The sequence below is a fragment of the Rhizobium acaciae genome (genome assembly GCF_025941625.1).
GTDB lineage: Bacteria > Pseudomonadota > Alphaproteobacteria > Rhizobiales > Rhizobiaceae > Rhizobium > Rhizobium acaciae.
In genome coordinates, this window is record NZ_JAPCZO010000004.1 from 60,931 (window position 1) to 87,085 (window position 26,155).

General features: G+C 60.6%; 21 protein-coding genes, 1 tRNA gene and 1 pseudogene. 14 read left to right on the forward strand and 9 right to left on the reverse strand.

Translation table 11 applies throughout. The features are described 5' to 3' along the window. Positions 1-100: 100 nt before the first annotated feature. Together OLZ32_RS07870 and OLZ32_RS07875 are read left to right on the forward strand one after the other, a co-directional pair. Positions 101-793 (forward strand): SH3 domain-containing protein, encoded by a 693-nt coding sequence (locus OLZ32_RS07870; RefSeq protein ID WP_264397536.1) that lies wholly within the window; start codon positions 101-103, stop codon positions 791-793. Between the two features lie 44 nt (positions 794-837). Further along, on the forward strand, positions 838-1,110 hold the full coding sequence (locus OLZ32_RS07875) for a hypothetical protein (RefSeq protein WP_264397535.1): 273 nt from the start codon (positions 838-840) through the stop codon (positions 1,108-1,110). A 154-nt stretch (positions 1,111-1,264) separates the two neighbouring features. Here OLZ32_RS07875 and OLZ32_RS07880 read toward each other — a convergent pair whose 3' ends face one another. Further along, the gene (locus tag OLZ32_RS07880; protein WP_264420454.1) at positions 1,265-2,161 is read right to left on the reverse strand and encodes a DMT family transporter; all 897 of its coding nucleotides are present in this window, start codon (positions 2,159-2,161) and stop codon (positions 1,265-1,267) included. Between the two features lie 468 nt (positions 2,162-2,629). On the opposite strand from OLZ32_RS07880, the gene OLZ32_RS07885 reads away from it, so the two are divergent. From OLZ32_RS07885 to OLZ32_RS39210, 4 genes and pseudogenes are all read left to right on the forward strand, one after another. After that, on the forward strand, positions 2,630-4,039 hold the full coding sequence (locus OLZ32_RS07885) for a circularly permuted type 2 ATP-grasp protein (protein WP_003542016.1): 1,410 nt from the start codon (positions 2,630-2,632) through the stop codon (positions 4,037-4,039). Further along, on the forward strand, positions 4,039-4,980 hold the full coding sequence (locus OLZ32_RS07890; RefSeq protein ID WP_003542019.1) for an alpha-E domain-containing protein: 942 nt from the start codon (positions 4,039-4,041) through the stop codon (positions 4,978-4,980). Before OLZ32_RS07885 ends, OLZ32_RS07890 begins: the two co-directional genes overlap by 1 nt. Positions 4,981-4,992: 12 nt before the next feature. Further along, positions 4,993-5,817: a transglutaminase family protein gene (locus OLZ32_RS07895; protein ID WP_264397533.1), complete on the forward strand. Its 825-nt coding sequence runs from the start codon at positions 4,993-4,995 to the stop codon at positions 5,815-5,817. A gap of 371 nt (positions 5,818-6,188) precedes the next feature. Then, positions 6,189-7,250: pseudogene (locus OLZ32_RS39210) on the forward strand (HD domain-containing phosphohydrolase). Positions 7,251-7,535: 285 nt separating this feature from the next. On the opposite strand, the gene araD reads toward OLZ32_RS39210, so the two are convergent. The 6 genes from araD to chvE form a co-directional block, all read right to left on the reverse strand. Beyond that, on the reverse strand, positions 7,536-9,275 hold the full coding sequence (gene araD / locus OLZ32_RS07910; RefSeq protein WP_017989145.1) for an L-arabinonate dehydratase: 1,740 nt from the start codon (positions 9,273-9,275) through the stop codon (positions 7,536-7,538). Between the two features lie 61 nt (positions 9,276-9,336). After that, positions 9,337-10,770, reverse strand: coding sequence for an aldehyde dehydrogenase family protein (locus tag OLZ32_RS07915; protein WP_264397532.1), 1,434 nt, complete (start codon positions 10,768-10,770; stop codon positions 9,337-9,339). A 69-nt stretch (positions 10,771-10,839) separates the two neighbouring features. Beyond that, positions 10,840-11,835 (reverse strand): AraD1 family protein, encoded by a 996-nt coding sequence (gene araD1 / locus OLZ32_RS07920; protein ID WP_003542032.1) that lies wholly within the window; start codon positions 11,833-11,835, stop codon positions 10,840-10,842. A 118-nt stretch (positions 11,836-11,953) separates the two neighbouring features. Then, positions 11,954-13,159 carry a multiple monosaccharide ABC transporter permease gene (gene mmsB, locus OLZ32_RS07925; protein WP_003542033.1) on the reverse strand — a complete coding sequence of 402 codons (1,206 nt, stop codon included), beginning with the start codon at positions 13,157-13,159 and terminating at the stop codon, positions 11,954-11,956. Further along, the gene (gene mmsA, locus OLZ32_RS07930; RefSeq protein ID WP_003542034.1) at positions 13,156-14,694 is read right to left on the reverse strand and encodes a multiple monosaccharide ABC transporter ATP-binding protein; all 1,539 of its coding nucleotides are present in this window, start codon (positions 14,692-14,694) and stop codon (positions 13,156-13,158) included. Before mmsA ends, mmsB begins: the two co-directional genes overlap by 4 nt. 92 nt (positions 14,695-14,786) lie before the next feature. Then, positions 14,787-15,851: a multiple monosaccharide ABC transporter substrate-binding protein gene (gene chvE, locus OLZ32_RS07935; protein ID WP_003542035.1), complete on the reverse strand. Its 1,065-nt coding sequence runs from the start codon at positions 15,849-15,851 to the stop codon at positions 14,787-14,789. Positions 15,852-16,122: 271 nt separating this feature from the next. Between chvE and OLZ32_RS07940 the strand changes: the two genes are divergently transcribed. The 3 genes from OLZ32_RS07940 to OLZ32_RS07950 all read left to right on the forward strand — a co-directional run bounded on the left by OLZ32_RS07940 (position 16,123) and on the right by OLZ32_RS07950 (position 18,873). Continuing rightward, positions 16,123-17,127, forward strand: a complete 1,005-nt coding sequence (locus OLZ32_RS07940) for a LysR family transcriptional regulator (RefSeq protein WP_003542037.1) — start codon at positions 16,123-16,125, stop codon at positions 17,125-17,127. Positions 17,128-17,190: 63 nt separating this feature from the next. After that, the gene (locus OLZ32_RS07945; protein ID WP_003542039.1) at positions 17,191-17,679 is read left to right on the forward strand and encodes a hypothetical protein; all 489 of its coding nucleotides are present in this window, start codon (positions 17,191-17,193) and stop codon (positions 17,677-17,679) included. A 309-nt stretch (positions 17,680-17,988) separates the two neighbouring features. Continuing rightward, a complete protein-coding gene (locus OLZ32_RS07950; protein ID WP_264397531.1) occupies positions 17,989-18,873 on the forward strand; it encodes a Hint domain-containing protein in 885 nt (294 codons plus the stop codon). A 323-nt stretch (positions 18,874-19,196) separates the two neighbouring features. Here the strand turns inward: OLZ32_RS07950 and OLZ32_RS07955 are convergent, their stop codons facing one another. Next, positions 19,197-19,478 carry a hypothetical protein gene (locus tag OLZ32_RS07955; protein WP_003542043.1) on the reverse strand — a complete coding sequence of 94 codons (282 nt, stop codon included), beginning with the start codon at positions 19,476-19,478 and terminating at the stop codon, positions 19,197-19,199. Between the two features lie 281 nt (positions 19,479-19,759). On the opposite strand from OLZ32_RS07955, the gene iolG reads away from it, so the two are divergent. Further along, positions 19,760-20,752, forward strand: a complete 993-nt coding sequence (iolG, locus tag OLZ32_RS07960) for an inositol 2-dehydrogenase (RefSeq protein WP_017989147.1) — start codon at positions 19,760-19,762, stop codon at positions 20,750-20,752. Positions 20,753-20,908: 156 nt separating this feature from the next. Here the strand turns inward: iolG and OLZ32_RS07965 are convergent, their stop codons facing one another. Further along, on the reverse strand, positions 20,909-22,159 hold the full coding sequence (locus OLZ32_RS07965) for an ROK family transcriptional regulator (RefSeq protein ID WP_017989148.1): 1,251 nt from the start codon (positions 22,157-22,159) through the stop codon (positions 20,909-20,911). A gap of 227 nt (positions 22,160-22,386) precedes the next feature. Here OLZ32_RS07965 and xylF point away from each other — a divergent pair, with 227 nt between their 5' ends. The 4 genes from xylF to OLZ32_RS07985 all read left to right on the forward strand — a co-directional run bounded on the left by xylF (position 22,387) and on the right by OLZ32_RS07985 (position 26,087). After that, positions 22,387-23,427: a D-xylose ABC transporter substrate-binding protein gene (xylF, locus tag OLZ32_RS07970; protein ID WP_003542055.1), complete on the forward strand. Its 1,041-nt coding sequence runs from the start codon at positions 22,387-22,389 to the stop codon at positions 23,425-23,427. Between the two features lie 266 nt (positions 23,428-23,693). Then, on the forward strand, positions 23,694-25,007 hold the full coding sequence (locus OLZ32_RS07975; RefSeq protein WP_017989150.1) for a sugar ABC transporter permease: 1,314 nt from the start codon (positions 23,694-23,696) through the stop codon (positions 25,005-25,007). A gap of 14 nt (positions 25,008-25,021) precedes the next feature. Continuing rightward, a complete protein-coding gene (locus OLZ32_RS07980; protein WP_003542059.1) occupies positions 25,022-25,804 on the forward strand; it encodes an ATP-binding cassette domain-containing protein in 783 nt (260 codons plus the stop codon). Between the two features lie 206 nt (positions 25,805-26,010). Then, positions 26,011-26,087, forward strand: a tRNA-Arg gene (locus OLZ32_RS07985). Positions 26,088-26,155: the final 68 nt, after the last annotated feature.

Genomic DNA, 26,155 nt, shown 5'->3' on the forward strand with positions numbered 1-26,155 from the left:
TACAAATTTCTACGCCCGCGAGATGGGTGAGCGATATCCGCAGCCTAACGTCATGCTCGGAAGGCTCCGCAGGCGCGGGTCCATCGTAAAGGATAGGGATATGATCAAGAGATTATGCGTCGCGATTGCCCTGGTGATTTCCATGGCGTCGATGGCAGCAGCAGCCACCGTCGCGGTGGCCACGGGCAACGTCAATCTAAGGGCTAGGCCCTCAACCGGATACCCCGTTGTCGTTGTCGTTCCGGTCGGCGCACGTATCGTCACCCATGGCTGCCTGCCGGGCTATACCTGGTGCGATATCGGTTTCGCCAGCTATCGGGGCTGGGTGTCCGCGCGCTATGTCCAAGTGGTCTACAATGGTGCTCCCGTCGTGCTTTCGCCAGCCGTTGCGGCCACTGTCGGGGTTGCGGTCGTCACCTTTAACAAGGCCTATTGGGACAACTATTATGTCCGCTATCCCTGGTATCGGAGCTGGTCCGTTTACGCCGTACCTCCGCGGGCTGTCTATGGCGCCCATCCTCGGGCGCGTGTGGACGCGTATGGCCGATCGGTCGAATGCGCGGATGGAAGCTGCACCGCGACGCGCGGGGTAACCGGGATCTATGGCGGATCGAGCCAGCAGACCAGGACCTGCGCCGACGGGGCATGCACGGCAACCCGCAATACCGTCGGACCCTATGGCGGAACTGCCAGCCGCACGCGGACATGTAGCCGCGCCGACGCCTCGTGCTCGGTCACCCGTACTGGTCCTCGCGGTGGTACTGTGAGCGGAACCCGATTCTTCCGCCAGTAAAGGCGCCACACATGTCGCCCCCTCCCTTACTATGGAAGCTGTTCGTGTTGACTTCAATTCTTGCTGGTGCCGGTCCGTTTGGGCTGGCATCTGCCGGTATGCCAGATGGCGAATTCGACGAAGAGCTGGAGTTTTTTTGCACGCCGGGCGACAGTTCGGGAGAGGCCTGTGTGAGCCTCTATGTTGACGAGGATGGATTTGAGATATGCCTTTTCGACAAGACCGCAAAAACCGAGAACTGCATGAGCAGCCATAGTCAACCCGACAATCGCGGCAAGGGATACGATGCTCCAGAAGGTCCTCAGCAGTTCATCTGATCAATTGTTAGCTTTGTCCAAAAAGCTTCAATTCAAGTGACGGGGCTGATTTAGTCTGCCTGCATCAAGCCTCGCGGCTCTCGGACAAACAGGCGACATCCCACATTCCGGTTAGCCGGCCTCTTTTCATTGAAGCATGTCGTATTTCGCTTAGCTATCCCCTGGCTTCCACCCGCTGCATGACCCTGCGGTTCGTCAGATAGACACCGGCCACGACGACGACCGTGCCGACGATCAACGGCAGGGTCAACGGTTCCCCGAAGGCGATGAAGGCTTCGAGAGCAACAGCTGGCGGCATCAGGTAAATCAACGAAGCGGCGCGTGAGACCTGGCCGCGGCGGATCAGATGAAGCAGCAGCCCGACGCCTCCCATTGACAGACCGAAGACCGACCAGGCGAGCGCGCCATAGGCCTGCGCGGCGCCGTCGAAGTGCTGATGCTCGAAGATCAGCGAAAGCGGCAGGGTGAGGATCAGCGCGCCGATATATTGCAGGGTCGCGATGGTTCTGAGGTCGCCGGATTGCAGGTGTTTCTTCTGATAGAGCGTGCCGTAGGTGACGGACGCCATGGCGACGAGGTTGATCGCCAGCGGCAGGGCGGCATGCGTGAGATCGGCAGTCGCCGGATCGAGCAGCTTCGGCGAAATGGCGATGGCAATGCCGATGAAGCCGAGGGCAAGGCCGAGTTTCTGAGCCTGCTGCAGCCGCTCGCCGATGAGGAAGGGAGCTGCCATCGCCGTCAACAGCGGCTGCAGCGCCGCGATGATGCCCGATATGCCGGCCGGCACGCCATTGGCGATCGCCCACCAGAGACCGGCGAGATAGAAGCCATGCAGGAAGAAGCCGGAATAGACGGCGCGCAGCGCCGTCGCTCGGCTCGGCCATTGCGCCCGCACCACCAGGCAGAGCGCCAGAAATGCCGCCGCCGACAGCGCATAGCGTATCGAAAGAAAGGTGAAGGGCTCGGAATGCAGCGAGGCGTATTTCGCCACCACCCAGCCCGTGGACCAGAGCAGGACGAAGACGGCGGGGGCAAGGCGATCGAGGGACATGGAGCGGCTCGGGAGAGAAGAGGTGCCGTGCTGATAGCCCTACCCGGCCGCCGCCGTCAAAGGCGAAGCGTTGATGCTTATCTGAAATTTCGCTGATGGCAGCGATCCAGTGGCGGTCGCGCCAGCCGGCGGTTGCCCGCGCATGACCATATTCGACCACCTACAGCGCCGCGCGTCTTTTCGAGAGGCGCAAAGGACGTTGTAGCACTTTGATTGCTGCATAATTTCACCCTCAAAGCGGAGTCGATTTAAGGGTGAAATTATGCAGTAGCCGAACGAAAAACAATCACATGCTCAGATTTTGCGCAAGCCTCGAGATCCGCTATCCGCCATGCCGCACCGCATCACTTTAAATGCCCAGATTTTCACCCGTTTCCCGCAGCGCAAAATCTTTTCCTCGAAATGCGCATGGTTCTTGCATTGCCATTTGCGTTGTATTCAAATGAACAAAAAAGGGGAGCCGAGCCTTTGGCATTTGATGAAATGATTACCGGGGACGAAAGTCCTCGCCCGCCTTATGAAAAATACTTCGAGTGGTACAACAGCCAAGACCGGGCGCATCTGATTGCCAAATCCCGCGACGCGGAAAACATCTTCCGGAAGACCGGCATCACCTTCGCGGTCTACGGCCATGCCGACAGTTCCGAAAAACTCATCCCCTTCGACATCATTCCCCGCATCATCTCCGCCCGCGAATGGCGCAAGCTCGCCCAAGGCATCGAGCAGCGGGTGATCGCGCTTAACGCCTTTCTCGACGATATCTACCATAAGCAGGAGATCATCCGCGCCGGCCGCGTTCCGCGCGAGCTGATCGAGAACAATGTCACCTTCATCCCCGAAATGATCGGTTTCCGGCCGCCCGGCGGCGTCTATACCCACATCGTCGGCACCGACATCGTGCGCACCGGAGAGGACCAGTTTTACGTGCTGGAGGATAATGCCCGCACACCCTCCGGTGTCAGCTACATGCTGGAAAACCGGGAAACCATGATGCAGATGTTCCCTGAGCTCTTTCACGAGAACAAGGTGCAGCGCGTCGAGGATTATCCCTATCTGCTGCGTCAAAGCCTCGCCTCGCTTGCCCCTCCCGGCTGCAAGGGCAAACCGCGGGTCGCCGTGCTGACGCCGGGCATTTACAATTCCGCCTATTACGAGCATTCCTTCCTCGCCGATATGATGGGCGTCGAACTGGTCGAGGGCGCGGATCTGCGCGTCATCGACGGCAAGGTGAAGATGAGGACGACACGCGGTTACGAGGCGATCGACGTGCTCTACCGCCGCGTCGACGACGATTTCCTCGATCCCCTGACCTTCCGGTCCGATTCCGCGCTCGGCATTCCCGGCATCATGGATGTCTACCGCTCCGGCAACATCACCATCGCCAATGCGCCGGGCACCGGCATTTGCGACGACAAGGCGATCTACTCCTATATGCCCGAGATCGTCGAATTCTATACCGGCCGCAAGGCGCTGCTCGAAAACGTGCCGACCTGGCGCTGTTCGGAAGCCGACAGCCTGAAATATGTGCTGGAACACCTGGAAGAGCTCGTCGTCAAGGAGGTGCACGGCTCAGGCGGCTACGGCATGCTGGTCGGCCCGACGGCGTCGAAGAAGGAGCGCGCCGATTTCGCCGAGAAGCTGAGGGCTAAGCCGAACAATTACATCGCCCAGCCGACGCTGTCGCTCTCCACCGTGCCGATCCTCGTCAACAAGGGCATAGCGCCGCGCCATGTCGACCTTCGCCCCTATGTGCTTGTATCCGACAAGGTACAGATCATTCCGGGCGGGCTCACCCGCGTGGCGCTGAAGCAGGGCTCGCTGGTGGTCAATTCCAGCCAGGGCGGCGGCACCAAAGACACTTGGGTATTGGAGGACTGATGCTCGGAAGAACAGCAAACGGCCTCTACTGGATGTTTCGTTACATCGAGCGCGCCGAAAATATAGCCCGCCTGATCGATGCGGGGTTGCGCATGTCGCTGACCCGCAGCAGCACTGGCGATGACAATTGGGATGGCGTGCTGCAAAGCGCGGGCGTGCGCGAGGCTTATGACGAAGGCCACAACAAGCTGACCAACGCCGACGCGATCGACTATCTCCTGCGCGATCGCACCAATCCGTCGAGCGTCATGTCATGCATCGATTCGGGCCGCAACAATGCCCGCATGGTGCGCACGGCGCTGACGCGTGAGACCTGGGAAGCCACCAACGAATGCTGGATCGACTTGAAGTCGCTGCTCGAAAAACGCGTCAAGGCGGCCGAAATGCCAGAGGTGATCGATGTCATCAAGCGCCGCGCCGGACTCATCCGCGGCGCCTTCCATGGCTCGACACTGCGCAACGAGCTCTATAATTTTGCCCGCATCGGCACCTTCATCGAGCGGGCCGACAATACCAGCCGCATCCTCGACGTGAAATATTACGTGCTGCTGCCCTCGGTTTTATCAGTCGGCTCCTCCCTCGACAATGTGCAATGGGAATCGATCCTGCGTTCGGTCTCCGCGCACCGCGCCTATAGCTGGGCCTATGACGGCGAATACCGGGCGATGAACATCGCCGACTTCCTGACCCTCAATGTCCAGATGCCGCGCTCGCTTGCCTATTGCTACGAGAAAATCGTCAGCAATCTCGGCTATCTCGCCCAGGATTACGAGGAGCGGCTTCCTGCCCACGACACCGCGGATTCAATCCGCACCACCCTGCAGACGAGGGCGATCCGGGATATCATGGATCAGGGCCTGCACGAGTTCCTGGAGGATTTCGTCTCGCGCAACAACAAGCTCGGCGCGGAAATTTCCGATGGCTACCGGTTCTATGTATAAGCGGATAACAACATGAGACTGAAGATCAGCCACCTCACCGAATACCGCTACGACGAACCGGCGCAGTTCTCGCTGCAACGGCTGCGGCTGACGCCGCCAACGAACTCCAGTCAAAAAGTACTCGGCTGGGCCCTGAAGGTCGAGGGCGCGACGCCGGAGGTCGAATATGACGACCAGTACGGCAATCACGTCAACCTGGTCTCGCTGGAAGGCGAACAGGAGGTGACACGTATCCTCGCCGAAGGCGAGGTCGAGACGGGGGACAACAACGGCGTCACCGGCCCGCATACCGGCTTCTGCCCGCTTTGGCTCTTCCTGCGCGACACGCCGCTAACCAAGGGTGGCAAGCTGGTGAAGGATCTGATCAAGGGCGTTGGTGGCGATAACGAGCTTGCCCGCATGCATGCGCTGATGGCCGCGATCCACGAGACGGTCGATTATAAGCCCGGCACCAGCAACACCGAGACGACAGCCGAACAGGCGCTAGAGAGGAAGAGCGGCGTCTGCCAGGACCACGCGCACATCTTCATTGCCGCCGCCCGCGCGCTGCAGGTGCCGGCGCGTTACATCTCCGGTTATCTTATGATGGAGGAAAAGATCGAACAGGCCGCGACCCATGCCTGGGCCGAGGCCCATATTCCCGGCCTCGGCTGGGTCGGGTTCGATCCCGCCAACGAGATCTGCCCGGATGCCCGTTACGTCCGCGTCGCCTCCGGCCTCTGCTATCGTGACGCCGCGCCGATTTCAGGCATGCGCATCGGCACGCCGGGCGAAACGCTATCGGTCACCGTGAAGGTCGAGGATGGCGGACAGATGCAAAGCCAGAGCCAGAGCTGAGCGGAGCATACAGACAGCTTTACCGCGCCCTGCGATGAAACCGATGAAATAGCTGGCCGAGCTCGCCGCGAAACAAACATGTTGGACTTGAATATAGAGCCGGGCGGTCCCGAAATTCCGCCTGCTTCCGGTACGCAGCGCACGTTATAATTGCCGTTCGTCAATTTTTCATTGCAGCCTAAACTCTATTTTAAGGCCGCAGGCACAAGCTTGTCTGCGGCGACGCCTGGTGTATTTCGGCAGGCGCCGTTTAAGAAGCGGCATGATGCAGGCTTTCATAATGATGTTCAGCTGCCGGCACGGATGAGGCGACGAACGTGCCCTCCGATGAGGGGCAGCCTGTTTGTTTCTGGGATTTAACGGGATCGTCCATGCCTCTTCTTATCGTCGACGACAGCGAGTCCAGCCTTCTCGCCCTTGAGACCGCCGTCCGTGGTTTCGCCGGCTGTGCGGTCGAAAGCTTCACCAATCCGCTCGAAGCCCTTGCTCGCTGCCAGGCCGTCGATTTCGACGTCGTCCTGGTCGATTATATGATGCCTGAGATGAACGGTATCGAGATGATCCGCAGGCTGCGCTGTTAGCCGGGCTATCAGGATGTGCCCATCGTGATGATCACCTCGCAGGCGAAGCGGGCGGTTCGGCTGGAAGCGCTGGAGGCCGGCGCCACGGATTTTCTCGCCAAACCCTTCGACCCGTTGGAACTGCAGGCGCGCGTCCTCAACCTGATGGCCCTGCATAAGGCCCAGCTGGCGCTTGCCGACCGGGCAAAATCACTCGACATGGCCTTCCGCCATGCCACAGAACAGGCCGACATGCGCGAACAGGAGATCATCTGGTGCCTTGCCCAGGCGATGGCCTCACGTGATGGCAATACCGGCGACCATATCGAGCGCGTCGCCAATATCGCCGAGCTGATCGCCGAAGGCCTCGGCCTCGACCGCATCCAGCGGCGCAATATCTATCTCGCCGCTCCCCTGCACGATATCGGCAAGATCGCCATTCCCGACGCCATCCTGCAGAAGCCGGGCAAGCTCGAGCGGCACGAGATCGAACGCATGCGCGAGCATGTCCCGATCGGTGTCGCCATTCTTGCCAACAGCTCCGCCGAGCTTTCGCGCGTCGCAACCGCCATCATCGCTGGCCATCATGAGAAATGGGACGGAAGCGGCTATCCCAAGGGCCTGTCCGGCGACACGATCCCGATCGAAGCCCGCATCGTCGCCGTCGCCGACGTCTTCGAAGCGCTCTGTTCCGATCGGCCTTACAAACAAGCCTGGCCGATCGAACGGGCTTACGAGGAAATCATCGCCTGCAGCGGATCGCATTTCGACCCGGCCTGCGTTGCCGCATTCCGTCGCAAATGGCCGGCGATCCGTGCGCTCTTCGAACATGGCGCCGACGAGGATCACAGCATGGCGATCTCAAACGGCTGATTGCCGTTTGCCTAACGCATGTCGCGCAAAATGTGCGGCGGTTTTGCGATAACGACATGCGTAAAAACAAAGACCTAAAGCGCCAGGAGCGAATCTGAAAGATTGCGACGCGCTTTAGAAATACCCGCGGACAAGAAAAAAGCGGGGTGATGCCCCGCTTTTTCCAATCTTGGATGACCCCACTAAAGCATGTCGCGCAAAAGTATGCAGCGGTTTTGCGACAACGACATGCGTAAAACAAAGACCTAAAGCGCCAGGAGCGAATCTGAAAGATCGCGACGCGCTTTAGTGGCTGTCCTTGCCGACCGCGTTTCCGCGACATCCCTTGAGGAAATCAAGGTCGGCGCCGGTATCTGCCCCTTCGACATGCTGCTGATGCAGGAAGGCATAGCCGGATGTGGGCAGATCATGGTTCGGCTGCCATTCGGCAAGCCGCCGCGCCAGTTCCTCATCGGAAATGTCGAGATGCAGACGACGGTTCGGCACATCAAGCTCGATCATGTCGCCGTTTTTCACGACAGCGAGTGGCCCGCCGACCGCCGCTTCCGGCGAGGTGTGCAGGACGACGGTGCCGTAGGCCGTTCCGGACATGCGGGCGTCGGAAATGCGCACCATATCGAGGATGCCCTTCTTCAGCACCTTCGGCGGCAGCCCCATATTGCCGACCTCGGCCATCCCGGGATAGCCCTTCGGCCCACAGTTCTTCATGACCATGATGCAGGTTTCGTCGATGTCGAGGCTGTCGTCGTTGATCTTGGCCTTGTAGTCGTCGATGTCCTCGAAGACAACAGCCCTGCCCTTGTGCACCAGCAGATGCGGCGAAGCCGCCGAAGGCTTCAACACCGCGCCCTTCGGCGCGAGATTGCCGCGCAGCACGACGATGCCGCCCGAAGCTGTCAGCGCCTTTTCGGCCGGCAGGATAACGTCTTCGTTCCAGTTGACGACGTCCTTGACCTCGTCCCAGACGGTTTCGCCGGATACCGTGAGCGCATCCTTGTGCAGGAGGCCCGCCTCGCCGAGGCGCTTCAGCACGACAGGCAGGCCGCCGGCATAGAAGAACTCCTCCATCAGGTACTTGCCCGACGGCATCAGGTTGACGATGGTCGGGACGTCACGACCGCAGCGATCCCAGTCGTCAAGCGAAAGATCGATGCCGACACGTCCGGCGATGGCGAGCAGGTGGATAACGGCGTTGGTCGATCCGCCGATGGCCGCGTTGGTGCGGATGGCATTCTCGAAGGCTTGCTTCGTCATGATCTCGGAGGGCTTCAGGTCGTCCTTGACCATCTGCACGATACGCCGGCCGGTCAGCTGCGCCATGACCTTGCGGCGGGAATCGACGCCTGGGATCGCAGCATTGCCGGAGAGCGCCATGCCGAGCGCCTCGGCCATGGAAGCCATGGTGGAGGCGGTGCCCATGGTGTTGCAGGTGCCCGACGAACGGCTCATCGAGGCCTCAGCCTCGAGGAATTCGGCCTGCGTCATCTCGCCGGCCTTCACCATTTCGGAAAACTTCCACAGATGCGTGCCCGAGCCGACTCGTTCGCCACGGAAATAACCGTTCAGCATCGGCCCGCCTGTGACGACGATCGAAGGCAAGTCGCAGGAAGCGGCCCCCATGATAAGCGACGGCGTGGTCTTGTCGCAGCCCACCAGCAGTACGCAGCCATCCATCGGCTGGCCGCGGATCGCCTCCTCTACCGCGAGCGCGGCAAGATTGCGGTACATCATCGCGGTCGGGCGGAAGGTGTTTTCGGATGCCGAGAACACCGGCACCTCAAGCGGGAAGCCGCCGGCCTCCCATACGCCCGCCTTCACCTTCTCGGCGAGCTCTCTGAGATGACCGTTGCACGGGGTCATATCCGACCAGGTGTTGAGGATGCCGATCACCGGCCGGCCGTCGAACAGGTCGTGCGGATAACCCTGGTTCTTAAGCCAGCCGCGGTGATAAATCACGTCGCGGCTCGTACCGCCGTACCATTCCTGCGACCTCAGCCTGCGCGGCCATTCCGCTTTCTTTTTCATCGTCTCTATCCTTCAGGATATCGCCGGACCGCCTCGTACGGCCCGGGTTATCGCACTTGTCTCAAGCCAGGGTGTAGGCGGTCTTGACGGTTGTGTAGAATTCGGCGGCGTACTTGCCCTGCTCGCGCGGGCCGTAGGACGAGCCCTTGCGGCCGCCGAACGGCACGTGGAAATCGACGCCTGCCGTCGGCAGGTTGACCATCACCATGCCGGCCTCGGAATTGCGCTTGAAGTGCGTGGCATGCTTCAGGCTGGTCGTGGCGATGCCGGCGGAGAGCCCGAGCGGCGTGTCGTTGGCGATGGCAAGCGCCTCGTCGTAATCCTTCGCCCGGATCACCGAGACCACAGGCCCGAAGATCTCCTCGCGCGAAATCCGCATCTGGTTGGTCGCCTCGGTAAACAGCGTCGGCTGCAGGTAGAAGCCGGGCGTGTCGCGCGAGATCACTTCGCCGCCGAAGGCGAGTTTGGCGCCTTCCGACTTGCCGATCTCGATATAGTCGGTATCGGTCTTCAACTGCCGCTCATCGACGACGGGGCCGATATGGGTGCCGGCTTTCAGGGCGTTGTCGACGACCAGCGTCTTCAGCTTGTCGGTGAGTGCTGCGACGAACTTGTCGTGAATGCCTTCGGTGACGATCAGGCGCGAGGAGGCGGTGCAGCGCTGGCCGGTGGAGAAGAAACCGGAATTGGCGGCGGCCTCGACGGCGACGTTGAGATCGGCATCGTCAAGCACGACCATCGGGTTCTTGCCGCCCATTTCCAGCTGGAACTTGCGGTTATGCTCGATGGAGGCCGCGGCGACGCGCCTGCCGGTGCCAGTGGAACCGGTGAAGGTGATGCCGTGAACGTCGGGGCTTTCGAGCATGGCCTGGCCGACGACCGAGCCCTTGCCCATGACGAGGTTCAGCACGCCCTTCGGCAGGCCGGCACGGTTGAGAATATCGACGATCGCCCAGGAACAGGCGGGCACCAGTTCGGCCGGCTTGAAGACGATAGTGTTGCCGTAGCAGAGCGCCGGCGCGATCTTCCAGGCGGGAATGGCGATCGGGAAGTTCCACGGCGTGATGATGCCGATGACGCCAAGCGCCTCGCGGGTGATCTCGACGCCGATATTCGGGCGAACCGACGGAATGATTTCGCCGGCCAGCCGCAGCGCCTCACCGGCGAAGAATTCGAAAATCTGCGACGCGCGGATCACCTCGCCCGTGGCTTCCGGCAGCGTCTTGCCCTCTTCGCGGGCAAGCAGCGCGCCCAGTTCGTCCTTGCGCGCCATGATCTCGTCGCCCGTCTTCTTCAGGATGACGTGGCGCTCCCAGATGCCCGAGCGCGACCAGGCTGGGAAGGCGGCCTTGGCGGCGGCAATGGCGTTTCTCGTGTCATCTGCGCTTCCGTCGGCATAGAGGCCGACAACCTCATTCGTATCCGACGGGTTGATGTTCTTCGTCGCGTTCGAGCCGACCCATTCGCCGGCGATCAGATTTTGATAAATGGTCATGGGCTTAACAAGCCTCCTTTACCGTTTACGAGCAAAGAGCCGGCCGCCGAATGCGGCCAGGTCTTGAATTCAGAGCTGCCTGACGGCGATCTCTTCCTCGGCGGCCACCTTCAGCGGGTTGCGGAGCGCCAGGCCGAATTCGGCAACTTCGATCTCGAAGACATCGCCCTCTTCGGTCTTGACGCCGTCCGCAAAGGAGAGGGTCGCCGTGCCGAACATATGGACATGCACATCGCCTGGAGCACGGAAGAGGCCGTATTTGAAATGGTGATATTCCAGATTGGCGAAGGTGTGCGACATGTTCACCTCACCTGATAGGAACGGCTTTTCGAAGATCACCTTGTCGCCGCGCTTGATGCGCGAGGTGCCGCGAATATCCTCAGGGGCCGCGCCGACACGGATTTCCGGGCCGAAGCTGGCCGGGCGCAGCTTCGAATGGGCGAGATAGAGATAGTTGATCCGCTCGGTGACGTGATCGGAAAATTCGTTCGACAGCGCAAAACCGATACGGAAGGGCGAGCCGTCCTTGGCGATCACGTAGATGCCGGCCATCTCCGGCTCTTCGCCGCCGTCGAGCGCGAAGGAGGGCGAGATGAGCGGGGCGCCGGGGGCTGCGGCGCCATGGCCGTTGCCCTTGTAGAACCATTCGGGCTGGACGCCCTTTTCGCCGGCCTTCGGCTTGCCGTTCTCGAGACCCATCTTGAACATCTTCATCGAGTCCGTGAGGGTTTCCTCGGCGGCCTCGGTGGTCTTCTTGTGCATGGAATCGCGCGTTGCCGCCGAGCCCAAATGCGTCAGGCCGGTGCCGGTCAGATGCAGGTGCGCGGCATCGGGATGGGTGATCGGCGGGAGGAAGTGGCCTTCCGCATAGGCCTTTTCAAGATCGACGGCATCGCCGTAGCCATGCGCTTCGATGACCGAGGCAAGAGACTTGCCACCGTCTGCGGCTTCCATCGCCAGCGCATAGACGCTGACGGCGTTCTTGACCAACCTTGCAGCGCCGCCCTGCTCCCGCACGGCGACGATGATCTCTCCATTTGCACCCTTGATCTGTGAAATAAGCACGTCTTCGATCCTTCTCGTTTCGGCGAAGACAGGAAAAAGCTCCGCCTGTCCGGCTCCATCAGGAGCCGGAATCCATCATTCATAGGACTCCGAATGCCTGGCTGGCGCCTTGAGGCGCTCAGCCCTTGTTCTTGTTGTAAACGTCGAAGAACACTGCGGCGAGAAGCACGAGGCCCTTCACCATCTGCTGGAAGTCGATGCCGAGCCCGACGATCGACATACCGTTATTCATGACGCCCATGATGAACGCGCCGATGACCGCACCGGTGATTTTGCCGACGCCGCCGGACGCCGAGGCGCCGCCGATGAAGCAGGCCGCAATGACGTCGAGTTCGAAACCGACGCCGGCCTTCGGTGTTGCCGAGTTCAGGCGAAGCGCGATGATCATGCCTGCAAGGCCTGCAAGCACGCCCATATTGACGAAGGTGTAGAAGCTCAGCCGCTCGGTATTGATGCCTGAAAGCTTGGTCGCCTTCGAATTGCCGCCCATGGCATAGATGCGACGGCCGATCGTGGTCCGGCGGGTGATGAAGGCGTAGATCGCAATCAGCACCAGCATGACGACGAGAACGTTCGGCAGGCCCTTATAGGTGGAGAGCTGATAGCCGATCCACAGGATGGCGAGCGAAACGACCAGGTTCTGGACGATGAAGAAGCCCATCGGCTCGACATCGATTCCGTGGTCTTCGTTCACCTTGCGGCGGCGCCAGGCGAGGTAGAAGAGGATGACAGGCAGGATCACGGTCAGGATCAGCGACGTTGACTGCACGGGTATGCCGGCAATGTCGATCATGCCCCCCGGCAGGAAGCCGGTGCTGATAACCTGAAACTCCTTCGGGAACGGACCGATGTTCTTGCCGTTCAGAACCGTCAGCGTCAGGCCGCGGAAAACAAGCATGCCTGCAAGCGTCACGATGAACGACGGGATGCGGTGATAGGCGATGAAATAGCCCTGCGCCGCGCCGATGATGCCGCCCACGATCAGGCAGATCAGGCCGGCAAGCCAGAAGTTCATGCCCCATGACACGGTGAAGATCGCCGCGAGCGCACCGACGAAGGCGACGATCGAGCCCACCGACAGGTCGATATGGCCGGCGACGATGACGAGCAACATGCCGAGCGCCATGATGACGATGAAGGAATTCTGCAGAACAAGGTTCGTCAGGTTGACCGGCTTGAAGAGAATGCCGCCGGTATACAACTGGAAGAACACCATGATCGCGACGAGTGCGATGAGCATGCCGTATTCACGAATATTGCCGCGGACATAATCGGCAACGGAAACGACGTTGCTATGCTCGGTTGTCGGGTTGACCGGAGTCATTGTCTCTTCTCCCCTGAGCGCATGATAGCGCGCATGATAGTTTCCTGGCTTGCTTCTCCCTTCGGCAATTCCGCGACGATGCGTCCTTCGTTCATCACGTAGATGCGGTCACATGTGCCAAGCAGTTCGGGCATTTCCGACGAGATCATCAGAACGCCCTTTCCATCGGCGGCAAGCTGGTTGATGATAGTATAGATTTCGTACTTTGCGCCAACGTCGATACCGCGGGTCGGCTCGTCGAGGATCAAAATATCGGGATCGGAAAACAGCCACTTCGACAGCACGACCTTCTGCTGGTTGCCTCCCGAAAGATTGACCGTTTCCTGGAAAACGCCAGAGGAGCGGATGCGCAGCTTCGACCGGTAGTCGGTCGCGACCTTCATCTCCTTGATGTCGTCGATGACGCTGTTGCTCGAAATCCCATTGAGGTTGGCAAGCGTCGTATTGTGCAGGATGCTGTCGCTGAGCACGAGACCGAGTTGCTTGCGGTCCTCGGTGACATAGGCAAGACCGGCGTCGATCGCCTTGCGTACAGTGCTGACATCGACAGCCTTGCCATTGACGAAGACCTCGCCGCTGACTTTGTGGCCATAGGATTTGCCGAAAACGCTCATTGCGAATTCGGTGCGACCAGCACCCATGAGACCGGCAATGCCGACGACCTCGCCCTTGCGGACGTTGACGTTGATATCGTGCAGCACTTGGCGGTCGCGGTGCTGCTGGTGATAGGCGTTCCAGTTCTTCACTTCGAAGATCGTCTCGCCGATCGGCACGGAGCGCGGCGGATAACGGTCGGCCAGATCTCGGCCCACCATGTTCTTGATGATGATGTCTTCGCTGATCTCGTCCGTGTGACAGTCGAGTGTCTTGACGGTCATGCCGTCGCGCAGGACGGTGATCTGGTCGGCGACCTTACGGATCTCGTTCAGCTTGTGGGAAATGATGATCGAAGTGATGCCCTGGTTGCGGAACTCGATCAGCAGATTGAGCAGCGCGTCCGAGTCCTTTTCATTGAGCGAAGCGGTAGGCTCATCGAGGATGAGCAGCTTGACGCTCTTCGACAGCGCCTTGGCGATCTCGACGAGCTGCTGCTTGCCAACGCCAATGTCGGTGACCAGCGTGTTCGGAGATTCGCGCAGGCCCACCTTGGTGAGCAGCTTCTTCGTGCGGTTGAACGTCTCTTCCCAGCTGATGACGCCGTTCTTGGCATTCTCGTTGCCGAGGAAGATGTTTTCGCCAATCGACAGCAGCGGCACGAGCGCCAGCTCCTGGTGGATGATGACGATGCCGATTTCTTCAGAGTCCTTCAGGACCTTGAAGTTGCGCGTCTCGCCTTCATAGACGATGTCGCCTTCATAGCTTCCTGTCGGATAGACGCCCGATAGCACTTTCATCAGGGTCGATTTGCCGGCCCCGTTTTCGCCTACCAACGCGTGGATCTCACCCTGGCGAACCTTGAGGTTCACATTCTCCAGCGCCTTGACGCCCGGGAACGTCTTGGTGATGCTCCGCATTTCGAGGATGGTATTGTCCATAGTCAAAGTTCCAGCGCCTCCGGCCGTCGAGCGGCCGGGCGATCATAAAATCGAAGACCGGAACCCGCAAGCGCGGGTTCCGGTCTCTCTCATTACTTCAGCTTGTCTTCGGTGTAGTAACCGCCGTCGACGAGGATCTGCTTGTAGTTGGTCTTGTCGACAGCAACCGGCTTCAGCAGATAGGACGGAACGATCTTGACGCCGTTGTCGTAGGTCTTCGTATCGTTGACCTCGGGCTCCTTGCCGGACATGACGGCATCGACCATGGCAACGGTGACCTTGGCGAGTTCGCGAGTGTCCTTGAAGACCGTCGAGTACTGTTCGCCTGCGATGATCGACTTGACCGACGGAACTTCGGCGTCCTGACCGGAAACAATCGGAAGCGGCTGGTCCGGAGTGCCGTAGCCGACACCCTTCAGCGACGAAATGATACCGATCGACAGACCGTCATAGGGAGACAGGACGGCATCGACCTTGGCGTCGGTGTAGTTCGCCGAAAGAAGGTTATCCATGCGGGCCTGGGCCGTTGCCGCGTCCCAACGCAGCGTGCCGACCTTGTCCATGCCGGTCTGGCCGGACTTCACGACGAGCTTGCCGCTGTCGATGTAGGGCTGCAGGACGGACATTGCGCCATCATAGAAGAAGAAGGCGTTGTTGTCGTCCGGCGAGCCGCCGAACAGTTCGATGTTGAACGGGCCCTTGCCATCCTTGAGACCGAGGGCGTCAACGATGGAGCCAGCCTGCAGAACGCCGACCTGGAAGTTGTCGAAGGTGGCGTAGTAGTCGACGTTGGCCGAGTCGCGGATCAGACGGTCATAGGCGATGACCTTGATGTTGGCGTCATGAGCCTTCTGGAGAACGTCGGAAAGCGTCGTGCCGTCGATCGAAGCGATGACGAGAACCTTGGCACCCTTGGTGACCATGTTTTCGATCTGCGAAAGCTGGTTCGGAATATCGTCGTCAGCATACTGCAGGTCGGTCTTGTAGCCAGCGGCCTCAAGCTGCTTGACGATGTTGTTACCGTCGTCGATCCAGCGAGCCGAAGATTTCGTCGGCATTGCGATACCGACAAGCCCCTTGTCCTGCGCCATTGCCGGCATAACGAACGAAGCGACGCCGAAGGCAGCCGCGGCCATCAATGAGATAATGGATTTCATTTCTCTCTCCCTTGTTAATAGAGCAGCGGACGAAAAATCGCCCGCCCCGAAACTGTGGCAGGTTCCGTATTGGATAGTTACTTCAGATGGTGAGAAACGAAGTAGGTCTCCTCCACGATCTCACACGTGTTGAGTGCCAACCAGCACACGGCGGCAAACTGGTATGGATTCCTATAACTGTCAAATAGAATAAGTGGTAATATGCATAACAATTTTGGTATATCGTTAAAAAGTATTACTTTTGATGGAACGCAGTGAGGAGGCTGCAACCATGACGATTGTTTCCGAGCCATTTTCGATGGATCATGTCGATATCCACAGCGATAATTTCGGCGATGACAGCCTTTTACGTGCAGGACTTAAGCTGAATCACCTGCGAATGATCGTCGCAATCGAAGATAGCGGACAGATTTCCGCCGCAGCCGAGGTTCTGAACATTTCGCAGCCCGCCGCATCGCGGATGTTGTCCGAAATGGAATCGATTACCAAGACGTCGCTCTATGAGCGGGTGGCCCGCGGCGTGGTGCTGACGACCTTCGGCGCAGCGCTTGCCCGAAGGGCTCGGAAGATCCTCCTGGAGCTGCGCGAGGCGAGCCGCGAGATCGGTGAATTGAAAAGCGGCAAAGGCGGCTCGGTCTTCATCGGCGCGGTGACGGCGCCGGCCATGAGCCTCGTCGTCCCGGCGATCAACAAGGTGCGCAAGGCCTATCCCGGCATCGAGATCAACATCCAGGTGGAGACGAGCAACGTGCTTGCCCGCGAGTTGCTCGCCGCCCGCCATGACTTCATCATCGGCCGCATTCCCGATGATCTCAATCCGCGCCTGTTCGAAGTGACGGAAATCGGCATCGAGCGGGCTTGCCTGATCGTGCGCAGCAGCCATCCGCTGATGAAGCAGAAGACGAGCAGCCTCGCCGACGTCAGGGATTACGACTGGGTGTTCCAGCCGCCGGGTACGCTGTTGCGCCGCACGATCGAGGACGTTTTCCTGTCGCGTGGCGTGGCGCTGCCCGAAAACATCGTCAACACCTCCTCGCTGCTTTTGACCTGCGCCATCATCTGCGAAACCGATGCGATTGCTCCCGTCGCCGTCGACGTCGCCCAGTTCCTTGCCAGCCAGGGCTCGAATGCCTCTGATGTGCGCATGCTGCCGATCGATTTCGACATCAACGTCAAGCCTTACAGCATGATCACGGCGAGGGAACGGGCGCTGCCGCCGAGCGCAAGGCTGCTCTACGACATCATCCTCGAGGAGAGCCGCAAGCAGGCCGGTTGACGACAGCCGCAAGCCCTGCGCCATCTTGCTCTCTTTTAATGCGCGCTTCGAAAGGAAGACGGGATGCTGTTCGGGCAGTCGGTATTTCAATCAGTCCTCGAGCGGCTGAAGGCGGAGGACGAGACGGCCGAAGATGCCGAGGCGCCGGCCGTCCATCGCGTCTCCGGCCTCGGCACCGGGCTTGCCTTCGATGTCATGGCCTTCGATGTCATGGAAGCTGTCTCGGCCGCCTCACAACGCGTCGGCCAGGCCTATTTCGACAATCTGGATCTCGATGCCGCCGCCGCGCTCGCGTTGGAACCGACGGCTGCACCTCGACCCGAGCCCGTCATGCCGAACCATCTCGCCCGCATCGCTCCGGAAGAGATCGCTGCGGAACTGGCGATCGCTGCCACCGATACCCAACAGACGCTGAACGAGAAACGGCGCGCCTTTGCCAAGGCCAATCATCCTGATGGGGTCGCAGAGCCTTTCCGCGGCAATGCCAACAGGCGCATGATGATCGCCAATCTGCTGATCGACGAGGCGATGCGCCGCCGGCCGCACAGCTGAAGCTTTCTCGCGAACGCAGGCAAACGTTCCGAGACTTTGGAAGAACCGCCGTTTCCGGCTCGATTCGCGAGTTCTATATGGGCTGTTTTTCCTGCGCTTCAACCGGTGCCCATGGCACCCAGTTTGATTCTTTCGCGCTCGGGTAGCAGAGAAATCTGCCGCTTTTTGCTACCGGCAATAGCGTATTTCGGGACCCCAGTAGACCATGCCTACTCCCTTTTTGGTAGGCCGTAGCTATTTAGCGAAATTGAATGCGATGCAACCTCTTGTAACATAGGGCGGTGTAAATGTTTTCAGGAGAGCGCCAACATGTCATCTACGGAAGATCCGAAACTGCCCCGCAACACCGCGCGCAGACATTTTCTAGGTGTAGCCGCCGCCGCCGGTGCTCGTCTTGCCGGCGTGGCAGCTTTGGCCACAGCAATTTCCACCTCTCCGGCCAACGCGCTGGGGCGGCTTTGGGGACGGGGCGGCTCCGGTGGACACGGAGGCTCTGGCGGGAGCGGTGGCTCAGGCGGAAGTGGTGGCTCCAGTGGCGGTGGCGGCAGCGGGAGCGGCCCACAATGTTTCCTGCGGGGAACGGCGATCCTCACGGATTGCGGTGAGAAGCCTGTCGAGGATCTCAGCATCGGCGATCGCGTTGCCCTTCCTGACGGAAGCACCCGTCCGGTAAAGTGGGTCGGCCACCAAAGCTTCAAGAAGAGCGGCGCGCGCTGGCAGAAGGACGTCGTGCCGATCCGGGTTTCCCGCCACGCACTGGACGGGCACACACCCCATTCGGATCTTTATCTGTCGCCTGGCCATGCGCTGTACCTGAACGGCGTTCTGATCCAGGTGAAGGACCTCATAAACGGCAAGACGATTGCATCGGTCACTCCCGCCGCCGACGGATCGATCGAGTACTATGCCGTCATGCTCGATACGCACGAAGTTATCCTTGCCGAAGGTGCTGAGACTGAGTCCTTCCATCTGAAGAACAGCAATCACGAGAACTTCCGCAATTTTCCAGAGTACGAGCGTCTCTATGGCAAGGAACGCATCGTGATGACACCCTTTGCGCCGTTGCTGGGAGGTGGCTGGTCACATTTGAAAGCGCTTCTCCTGCTCGGCATTTCGCCGCTGGTACCGACGCACGATCCATTCGGGGATGCCTGCGAAAAGATCGACGCGAAAGCCAAGGAACTGTCACTCTGACAGGACGGGAATGCGCCGGAGATCGTGCTGGCTACACGCGAAGCCGTGCGTCGGTTTTGCGATCGTATCAAACAAAGACCTCGAGCCTGGCGCGCATCGGAAAGATCGCGCCAGGCTTTGATTATTCGGCCCTCTTCTCTTCGTCTACTGTCGCTCGTCCCCGTCCGGGTCATCGGGTGTGACGACTGCCGCCATCTCCGGTGGCTTCGGATCGAAGGCCCAGATCCCCGCACCGCCGGCCAGCATGCCGCCAATCACCCCCGACGGTGTTGCCCTGCCCTTCGCGACAATGCGACGAAGCGCTGCGGCGAATCGCCCGCTGATTATTCCGCCTGCCCGTCCTTGGAAGGTTTTTCAGCGGTCGCCGCGGGCCCTTCTTCTTCCTCGGCGTCAGGCTGCGCGGCCGGCTCGGTGGCCGGCGGCTGCGGCTTGAAGGTCCAGAACAATATATAGAAGGAATAGGCGCCCGCCCCGCCCGCGAGCACGCCCCAGAACGGGTCGCCGGTGACGAACTCGACCACGGCCCAGCCGAAGCAGACGGCAACGATGGCAACTCGCACCCAGAGGCGCCGGTATGCCGGATGGTTCGGATCGATCAGCTGCATCTTTGCCCCGCGCTCGGATATGTCGCACTGCCCTCGGCCTGTGCCGCGCTTGTCTCTAAAGCCTTTCCTGGGCAGATTAAAGTATTCTGTTGGCTCGAACGGTATCGAATGTTCGAGAAGCCGGCTCCGGCAGAACGCTTCAATCCGAGCAGGAAATGCTCTGGTTCGAATCTTGCAAATGTGAAAGATCCGAGGCCTTGACGCGACGCAGAGAAGGTGGAATGAAAATTCCAGAAATTTGACAATTCGGTTTATTTGTTCCGAATTCAAGGGAGGTTGGAATGACAGTGAGATTTGGTCTTCTTGGCGCCGGCCGCATCGGCAAGGTTCATGCGAAGGCTGTCAGCGGCGACGCCAATGCAAAGCTCGTCGCGGTCGCCGACGCCTTTCCGCAGGCAGCCGAAGCCATCGCCTCGGCCTATGGCTGCGAGGTCCGCACCATCGAGGCGATCGAGGCAGCCAAGGATATCGACGCCGTCGTCATCTGCACGCCGACGGATACCCATGCCGATCTGATCGAACGCTTCGCCCGCGCCGGCAAGGCGATCTTCTGCGAGAAGCCGATCGATCTCGACGTCGCCCGCGTCAAGGCCTGCATCAAGGTGGTGGAAGAGACCGGCGCCAAGTTGATGGTCGGCTTCAACCGCCGCTTCGACCCGCATTTCATGGCTGTCCGCAAGGTCATCGACGAAGGCAAGATCGGCGATGTCGAGATGGTGACGATCACCTCGCGCGATCCCGGCGCCCCGCCGGTCGATTACATCAAGCGCTCGGGCGGTATCTTCCGCGACATGACGATCCACGATTTCGACATGGCCCGCTTCCTGCTCGGCGAGGAGCCGGTCTCGGTGCTGGCGACCGCCGCCGTCCTCGTCGACAAGGCGATCGGCGAAGCCGGCGACTATGACAGCGTCTCGGTGATCCTGCAGACGAAATCCGGCAAGCAGGCCATCATCTCCAACTCCCGCCGCGCCACCTACGGCTACGACCAGCGCATCGAGGCGCATGGCTCCAAGGGCCTCGTCTCGGCCGAAAACCAGCGCCCGGTCTCCATCGAAGTCGCAAACGGCGAAGGCTACACCCGCCCGCCGCTGCATGACTTCTTCATGACCCGTTATACGGAAGCCTATGCCAACGAGATCGCCAGCTTCATCGCCGCGATCGAGAAGGGCTCCAAGATCTCTCCATCAGGCGCTGATGGTCTCGCAGCGCTGGCGCTCGCCGATGCCGCGGTCCAGTCCGTCAAGGAAGGCAAGCTCATCAAGATCGGCTGACGGCCCTCTCCCGACCGGAAGCCACGCATGAGATGGCCGGGCGCCCGCCCGGCCATTTCGCGTTTCAGAGATCTTTGGTGCCGCGACGCCCCTCAAAGTCGCATACCGGCTGGCCCCTTGCTGCTGCAATCACCAGACGTCGATTGAAAGAAACCCTCAACCCGATTCCTGAACAGTCGCCGATGCCTGGATTCCCTGAACGCCCGAGAGAACGATATCCTCGTCGATGACAGACAGCGCCCGGTTCAGATGCCCTTCGAAAACGAGGATCTGCTCGTCGGCCACTACCCTGATCTCGGGCATGCCTTCCATGCGCACGATATGCGATTGCCCCAGACCTTCTTCGATCCCTTGCCGAAGAAGGTCGTAATAACGCGTGCCCGGCCCGGTGATGGCGATCGGCATGCGCTCCGTCAGGCTCAGCATGCGCGACAGCCCGTTGCCGAGCGCCAGCCCCGCCTGGCGGAAGGCGAAGGCGGGGACGCGGTGGCCCTGGCGCGCCTTTGCGGCGATCTTGTCCAGTTCCGCCACCGGCACGAACTTTGCCGGGATCGTATCGAGCGGCACCTCGAAGGCGCTGCGCAGGATCGCGTAGAAACCGGCATAGGCCTCGATGCAGCCACGCGTGCCACAGCGGCAGAGCCCGCCATTGGCCATGTGCAGCATGTGCCCGAAATTGGGTGCCGATATCTCCTGGCCCGTCTGGTTCCCGCGCCTGACGATGCCGAGCCCGACGCTATGGCCGAGCGAAAGGGCGGCGAGCGAGCGGAAATCGGCGCCCTTCACCATCTCCTCGCGCGCGCCGAGTGCCGCCGCGACCAGCAGCGTCTCGTTGTCGAGGATCACCTTGGCCTGCCATTCCGGCCGGAGTGCTGATTCGAAATCGATCTGATCGCTGCCGAAGATCGGCGACCAGACGAGAACCGGTTCGGTGGAATTGACCAGCCCCTTGCTGCTGATCGAGATCAGCAGCACCTTTTCTTGGCTGATCTTCGAACGATCGAGAATGCGCAAAAGCCCGGCCCGCACCGCCGCGACGAAACGCACGGCCCCTGCCGGATCATGCGAACGCTCCTCACTGAAGCGGTCGATCAGCTTGCCGGCATAATCGACCAGCGAATATTGCACTGCATCCGAGGAGATGATGACGACGATGAGATAGCCGCAATCGCGCCGCTGACGCAGCAGCACGCGCGGCCGGCCGCGGCCGCTTGCCGGCTGCTGTTCCGATTTTTCGATGATCTGGGCTTTTTCCAGCTCAGTGGTGATCGCCGAAATGGTGGCCGATGACAGCCTGGTGAAATCTGATATTTCGGTATGCGCGAGCGCACCGTGGCGACGCAGCACGGACAGCACGAGCACGCTGTTTCTCTGCCGGACCAGCTCCGTGCTCGACTTGGTCAGCATGAATGCCGCCCTCTCCTCCTGCTTGCTCTTCCCGTGGTTTCCACTGCATCTCCAGCCGGTGTTTCGCAAGGAAATTAAGCTGGCAGTGCAGTGTTGACAGTTGAAAAAATCTCTGACACTAAATTTCTCGACTGTCGAGAAAAAAATCCGAACCTTTCTCGACAGCTATTCGCGGTGGCCGGAGGAAGCATGGGCTGGGCCGGTCGCAATCCACTCGGGAGGACATTATGAAGTCTATTTTGAAATTGATGGCCGGCGCGGCCATCCTCGTTTCCGTGCATACCGCTGCCATGGCTGCCGATCTCGTCGTCGGTGTTTCCTGGTCGAATTTCCAGGAAGAACGCTGGAAGACGGACGAAGCCGCCATCAAGAAGGCTCTCGAAGCCAAGGGCGCCAAGTATATTTCCGCTGACGCGCAGTCTTCTGCTGCAAAGCAGCTTACCGACGTCGAATCGCTGATCTCGCAGGGCGCCAACGCGCTGATCATTCTCGCCCAGGACTCCGATGCGATCGGCCCGGCCATCGAGAAGGCCGCCGCTGAAGGCATCCCCGTCGTCGGCTATGACCGCCTGATCGAAAACCCGGCTGCTTTCTACATCACCTTCGACAATAAGGAAGTCGGCCGCCTGCAGGCTGAAGGCGTTTTCAAGGCCAAGCCGGAAGGCAACTACGTCTTCATCAAGGGCTCGTCTTCCGATCCGAATGCCGACTTCCTGTTCTCGGGCCAGCAGGAAGTCCTGAAGGCCGCCATCGACGCCGGCAAGATCAAGAATGTCGGCGAGGCCTATACCGACGGCTGGCTGCCGGAGAACGCTCAGCGCAACATGGAGCAGTTCCTGACCGCCAACAACAACAAGGTCGACGCCGTCGTCGCCTCGAATGACGGCACCGCCGGTGGCGCGATCGCCGCTCTCGACGCACAGGGTCTCGCCGGCTCCGTTCCGGTTTCCGGCCAGGACGGTGACAAGGCAGCGCTCAACCGCATCGCTCTCGGCACGCAGACGGTTTCCGTCTGGAAGGACAGCCGCGAACTCGGCCAGCGCGCCGCTGAAATCGCTCTCGACCTCGCCGGCGGCAAGGACATGAGCAAGATCGACGGCGCCCAGGCTTTCAAGGGCGGCCCGAAGGGCGTCGAAATGCAGTCGGTCTTCCTGAAGCCGCTTGCGATCACCAAGGACAATCTGAACGTCGTCATCGACGCCGGCTGGATCTCCAAGGCGGAAGCGTGCCAGGGCGTCAAGGCCGACAGCGTCGCTGCCTGCAAGTAAGCCACGGCTTGTAAACTAGAATTGCCGGCGCCGCAGCGAAACACCGTTGCGGCGCCGGATGCGGATGAGAATTACAACGACGAAGTTTTCTCCGCCTCGCCGCACCATCGCGGGTTTTCATTCCCTGCCGGAAGGGTGTCGCGACGCCACGCGACCGGCTTCCGGAAGCATCGCGATGGTGAGTTGAAGAATAGACGCATGACGCCGATGGCAGCCTCTAGCACGCCGGCGCATCCGTCCAAACAAAGTGGGGGAACGGCAAACCCATGGCCGAAATGGTAAAATCCACAACATCAAGCGGACCGCGAGCGGCGGAAGCCAGTCCGGTGACCCGCTTCTTCCGCGCCACCGAGATCGACACACGTCTGCTCGGCATGATTGGCGCGCTGATCATCATCTGGATCGGTTTCCACATCATCACCGGCGGCCTCTTCCTGACCCCGCGCAATCTCTGGAATCTCTCGGTCCAGACGACCGACATCGCCGTCATGACGACGGGCATGGTGCTGATCATCGTCACCCGCAACATCGACCTGTCGGTCGGTTCTGTGCTCGGCCTCTGCGGCATGATCATGGGCGTGACGCAGGCCAAGATCCTGCCGGAATATATCGGCTTCGACAGCCCCTTCACCTGGGCGATCACGCTGCTGGTCGGATTAGCGGCAGGCTGCCTGATCGGCGCCTTCCAAGGCATCATCATCGCCTTCCTCAACGTCCCCTCGTTCATCGTCACGCTCGGCGGCCTGCTCGTCTGGCGCGGCGCCACCTGGCTCGTCACCAGCGGCCAGACGGTTGCCCCGATGGACCAGACCTTCCGCATCATGGGCGGAGGCGCGGAGGGCTCGATCGGCGCCACCTGGAGCTGGATCGTCGGCATCTGCGCCTGCCTCTTCGTGATCGCAAGCATCGTCGGCTCACGCCGGCAGCGCCGCCGCTTCGGTTTCCCGCGCCGGCCGATGTGGGCTGAATATTTCCTCGCCGTCCTGAGCTGCGTGCTCATCCTCGGCGCGGTCTGGATCGCCAACAGCTATTACTGGCCGATCAACATCGCCAAGAAATATGCCGAGACCAACAATATTCCCTGGCCCGAGACCGGCCTGGATATCCCCTACGGCATCGCCGTGCCGGTGTTGATCGCTATCGTCGTCGGCATCATCATGACCTTCATCGCCACACGCCTGCGCTTCGGCCGCTACGTCTTCGCGATCGGCGGCAACCCGGAAGCGGCAGAGCTCGCCGGCATCAAGACCCGCTGGGTCACCGTGCGCATTTTCGCGCTGATGGGCATTCTCGCGGCCATTGCTGCGGCGATCTCCACCGCGCGCCTCAACGCCGCAACCAACTCGCAGGGTACGCTCGACGAGCTCTACACCATCGCCGCCGCCGTCATCGGCGGAACGTCGCTGGCAGGCGGCACCGGCACCATCGCCGGCGCCATGCTCGGCGCGCTCGTCATGCAGTCGCTGCAGTCAGGCATGGTGCTGGCGCATGTCGATACGCCGCTGCAGAGCGTCGTCGTCGGCACCGTCCTTGTCGTGGCGGTCTGGCTCGACACCGTCTACCGCGCCCGTGCCAAGTGAGAGGAGCCCTAGACATGGCTGATCAACGCACTCCCCTCGTGGAACTGAAAAACATCTCGATCTCCTTCGGCGGCATTCACGCCGTGGACAATGCCTCGGTCGATCTCTACCCCGGCGAAGTCGTGGCATTGCTCGGCCATAACGGCGCCGGCAAGTCGACGCTCATCAAGATCCTCTCCGGCGCCTACAAGCGCGATGGCGGCGAGATCCTGATCAACGGCGAGCCTGCCGACATCCGCAATCCGCGCGATGCCAAGAAATACGGCATCGAGACGATCTACCAGACGCTCGCTGTCGCCGACAACGTCGACGCCGCCGCCAACCTCTATCTCGGCCGCGAACTGAAGACCCGCTGGGGCACGCTCGACGACGTCGCGATGGAAGCCTCGGCCCGCGAGGTGATGGGGCGGCTCAACCCCAACTTCAAGCGCTTCAAGGAGCCGGTGAAGGCGCTTTCGGGCGGCCAGCGGCAATCGGTGGCGATCGCCCGTGCGATCCTCTTCAACGCCCGCATCCTGATTATGGACGAGCCGACGGCAGCGCTCGGCCCGCAGGAGACGGCTCAGGTCGGCGAGCTGATCAAGCAGCTGAAGAAAGAAGGCATCGGCATCTTCCTCATCAGCCACGACATCCACGACGTCTTCGACCTTGCCGACCGCGTCTCGGTGATGAAGAACGGCCAGGTCGTCGGCCATGCCCGCACCGAGGACGTGACCAAGGACGAAGTTCTCGGCATGATCATTCTCGGCAAGGTGCCGCCAAAGGCCATCCCCGGCCCCGGCGCCATGCAGATCTGACCGCCGCCAGGCGGCAGCCCTCGACAACAACGCTCCGCCGCCCGCAAGGCCGGCGGAGTTTTTATGCAACGGTCCCTGGGGCTGATGGATAAAAACACCAGCCAAACCGCAAGCATCGGTGATTCTGAGAATTTCACGATTGAAGCCGGCCGCAAGCTAGGCTAAGAACCACCCATCGGACAGGCGATTCAAACCGCCTTAGGCATGCACCCGTAGCTCAGCTGGATAGAGTGTTGGATTCCGATTCCAAAGGTCACAGGTTCGAATCCTGTCGGGTGCGCCATCCCATCCAGGTCCGTTCTGGACACATGGGTTACGGTTGGTAAGCCCGCCTAGGTTTGCGCCTGGAGC

What these genes read in the sequence shown, in the direction of transcription:
- OLZ32_RS07870 (WP_264397536.1), top strand. Translation starts at nt 101, where the DNA reads ATGATCAAGAGATTATGCGTCGCGATTGCCCTGGTGATTTCCATGGCG.
- OLZ32_RS07880 (WP_264420454.1), bottom strand. Translation starts at nt 2,161, where the DNA reads ATGTCCCTCGATCGCCTTGCCCCCGCCGTCTTCGTCCTGCTCTGGTCC.
- OLZ32_RS07890 (WP_003542019.1), top strand. Translation starts at nt 4,039, where the DNA reads ATGCTCGGAAGAACAGCAAACGGCCTCTACTGGATGTTTCGTTACATC.
- OLZ32_RS07895 (WP_264397533.1), top strand. Translation starts at nt 4,993, where the DNA reads ATGAGACTGAAGATCAGCCACCTCACCGAATACCGCTACGACGAACCG.
- araD (WP_017989145.1), bottom strand. Translation starts at nt 9,275, where the DNA reads ATGAAAAAGAAAGCGGAATGGCCGCGCAGGCTGAGGTCGCAGGAATGG.
- OLZ32_RS07915 (WP_264397532.1), bottom strand. Translation starts at nt 10,770, where the DNA reads ATGACCATTTATCAAAATCTGATCGCCGGCGAATGGGTCGGCTCGAAC.
- mmsB (WP_003542033.1), bottom strand. Translation starts at nt 13,159, where the DNA reads ATGACTCCGGTCAACCCGACAACCGAGCATAGCAACGTCGTTTCCGTT.
- mmsA (WP_003542034.1), bottom strand. Translation starts at nt 14,694, where the DNA reads ATGGACAATACCATCCTCGAAATGCGGAGCATCACCAAGACGTTCCCG.
- chvE (WP_003542035.1), bottom strand. Translation starts at nt 15,851, where the DNA reads ATGAAATCCATTATCTCATTGATGGCCGCGGCTGCCTTCGGCGTCGCT.
- OLZ32_RS07940 (WP_003542037.1), top strand. Translation starts at nt 16,123, where the DNA reads ATGACGATTGTTTCCGAGCCATTTTCGATGGATCATGTCGATATCCAC.
- OLZ32_RS07945 (WP_003542039.1), top strand. Translation starts at nt 17,191, where the DNA reads ATGCTGTTCGGGCAGTCGGTATTTCAATCAGTCCTCGAGCGGCTGAAG.
- OLZ32_RS07950 (WP_264397531.1), top strand. Translation starts at nt 17,989, where the DNA reads ATGTCATCTACGGAAGATCCGAAACTGCCCCGCAACACCGCGCGCAGA.
- OLZ32_RS07955 (WP_003542043.1), bottom strand. Translation starts at nt 19,478, where the DNA reads ATGCAGCTGATCGATCCGAACCATCCGGCATACCGGCGCCTCTGGGTG.
- iolG (WP_017989147.1), top strand. Translation starts at nt 19,760, where the DNA reads ATGACAGTGAGATTTGGTCTTCTTGGCGCCGGCCGCATCGGCAAGGTT.
- OLZ32_RS07965 (WP_017989148.1), bottom strand. Translation starts at nt 22,159, where the DNA reads ATGCTGACCAAGTCGAGCACGGAGCTGGTCCGGCAGAGAAACAGCGTG.
- xylF (WP_003542055.1), top strand. Translation starts at nt 22,387, where the DNA reads ATGAAGTCTATTTTGAAATTGATGGCCGGCGCGGCCATCCTCGTTTCC.
- OLZ32_RS07975 (WP_017989150.1), top strand. Translation starts at nt 23,694, where the DNA reads ATGGCCGAAATGGTAAAATCCACAACATCAAGCGGACCGCGAGCGGCG.
- OLZ32_RS07980 (WP_003542059.1), top strand. Translation starts at nt 25,022, where the DNA reads ATGGCTGATCAACGCACTCCCCTCGTGGAACTGAAAAACATCTCGATC.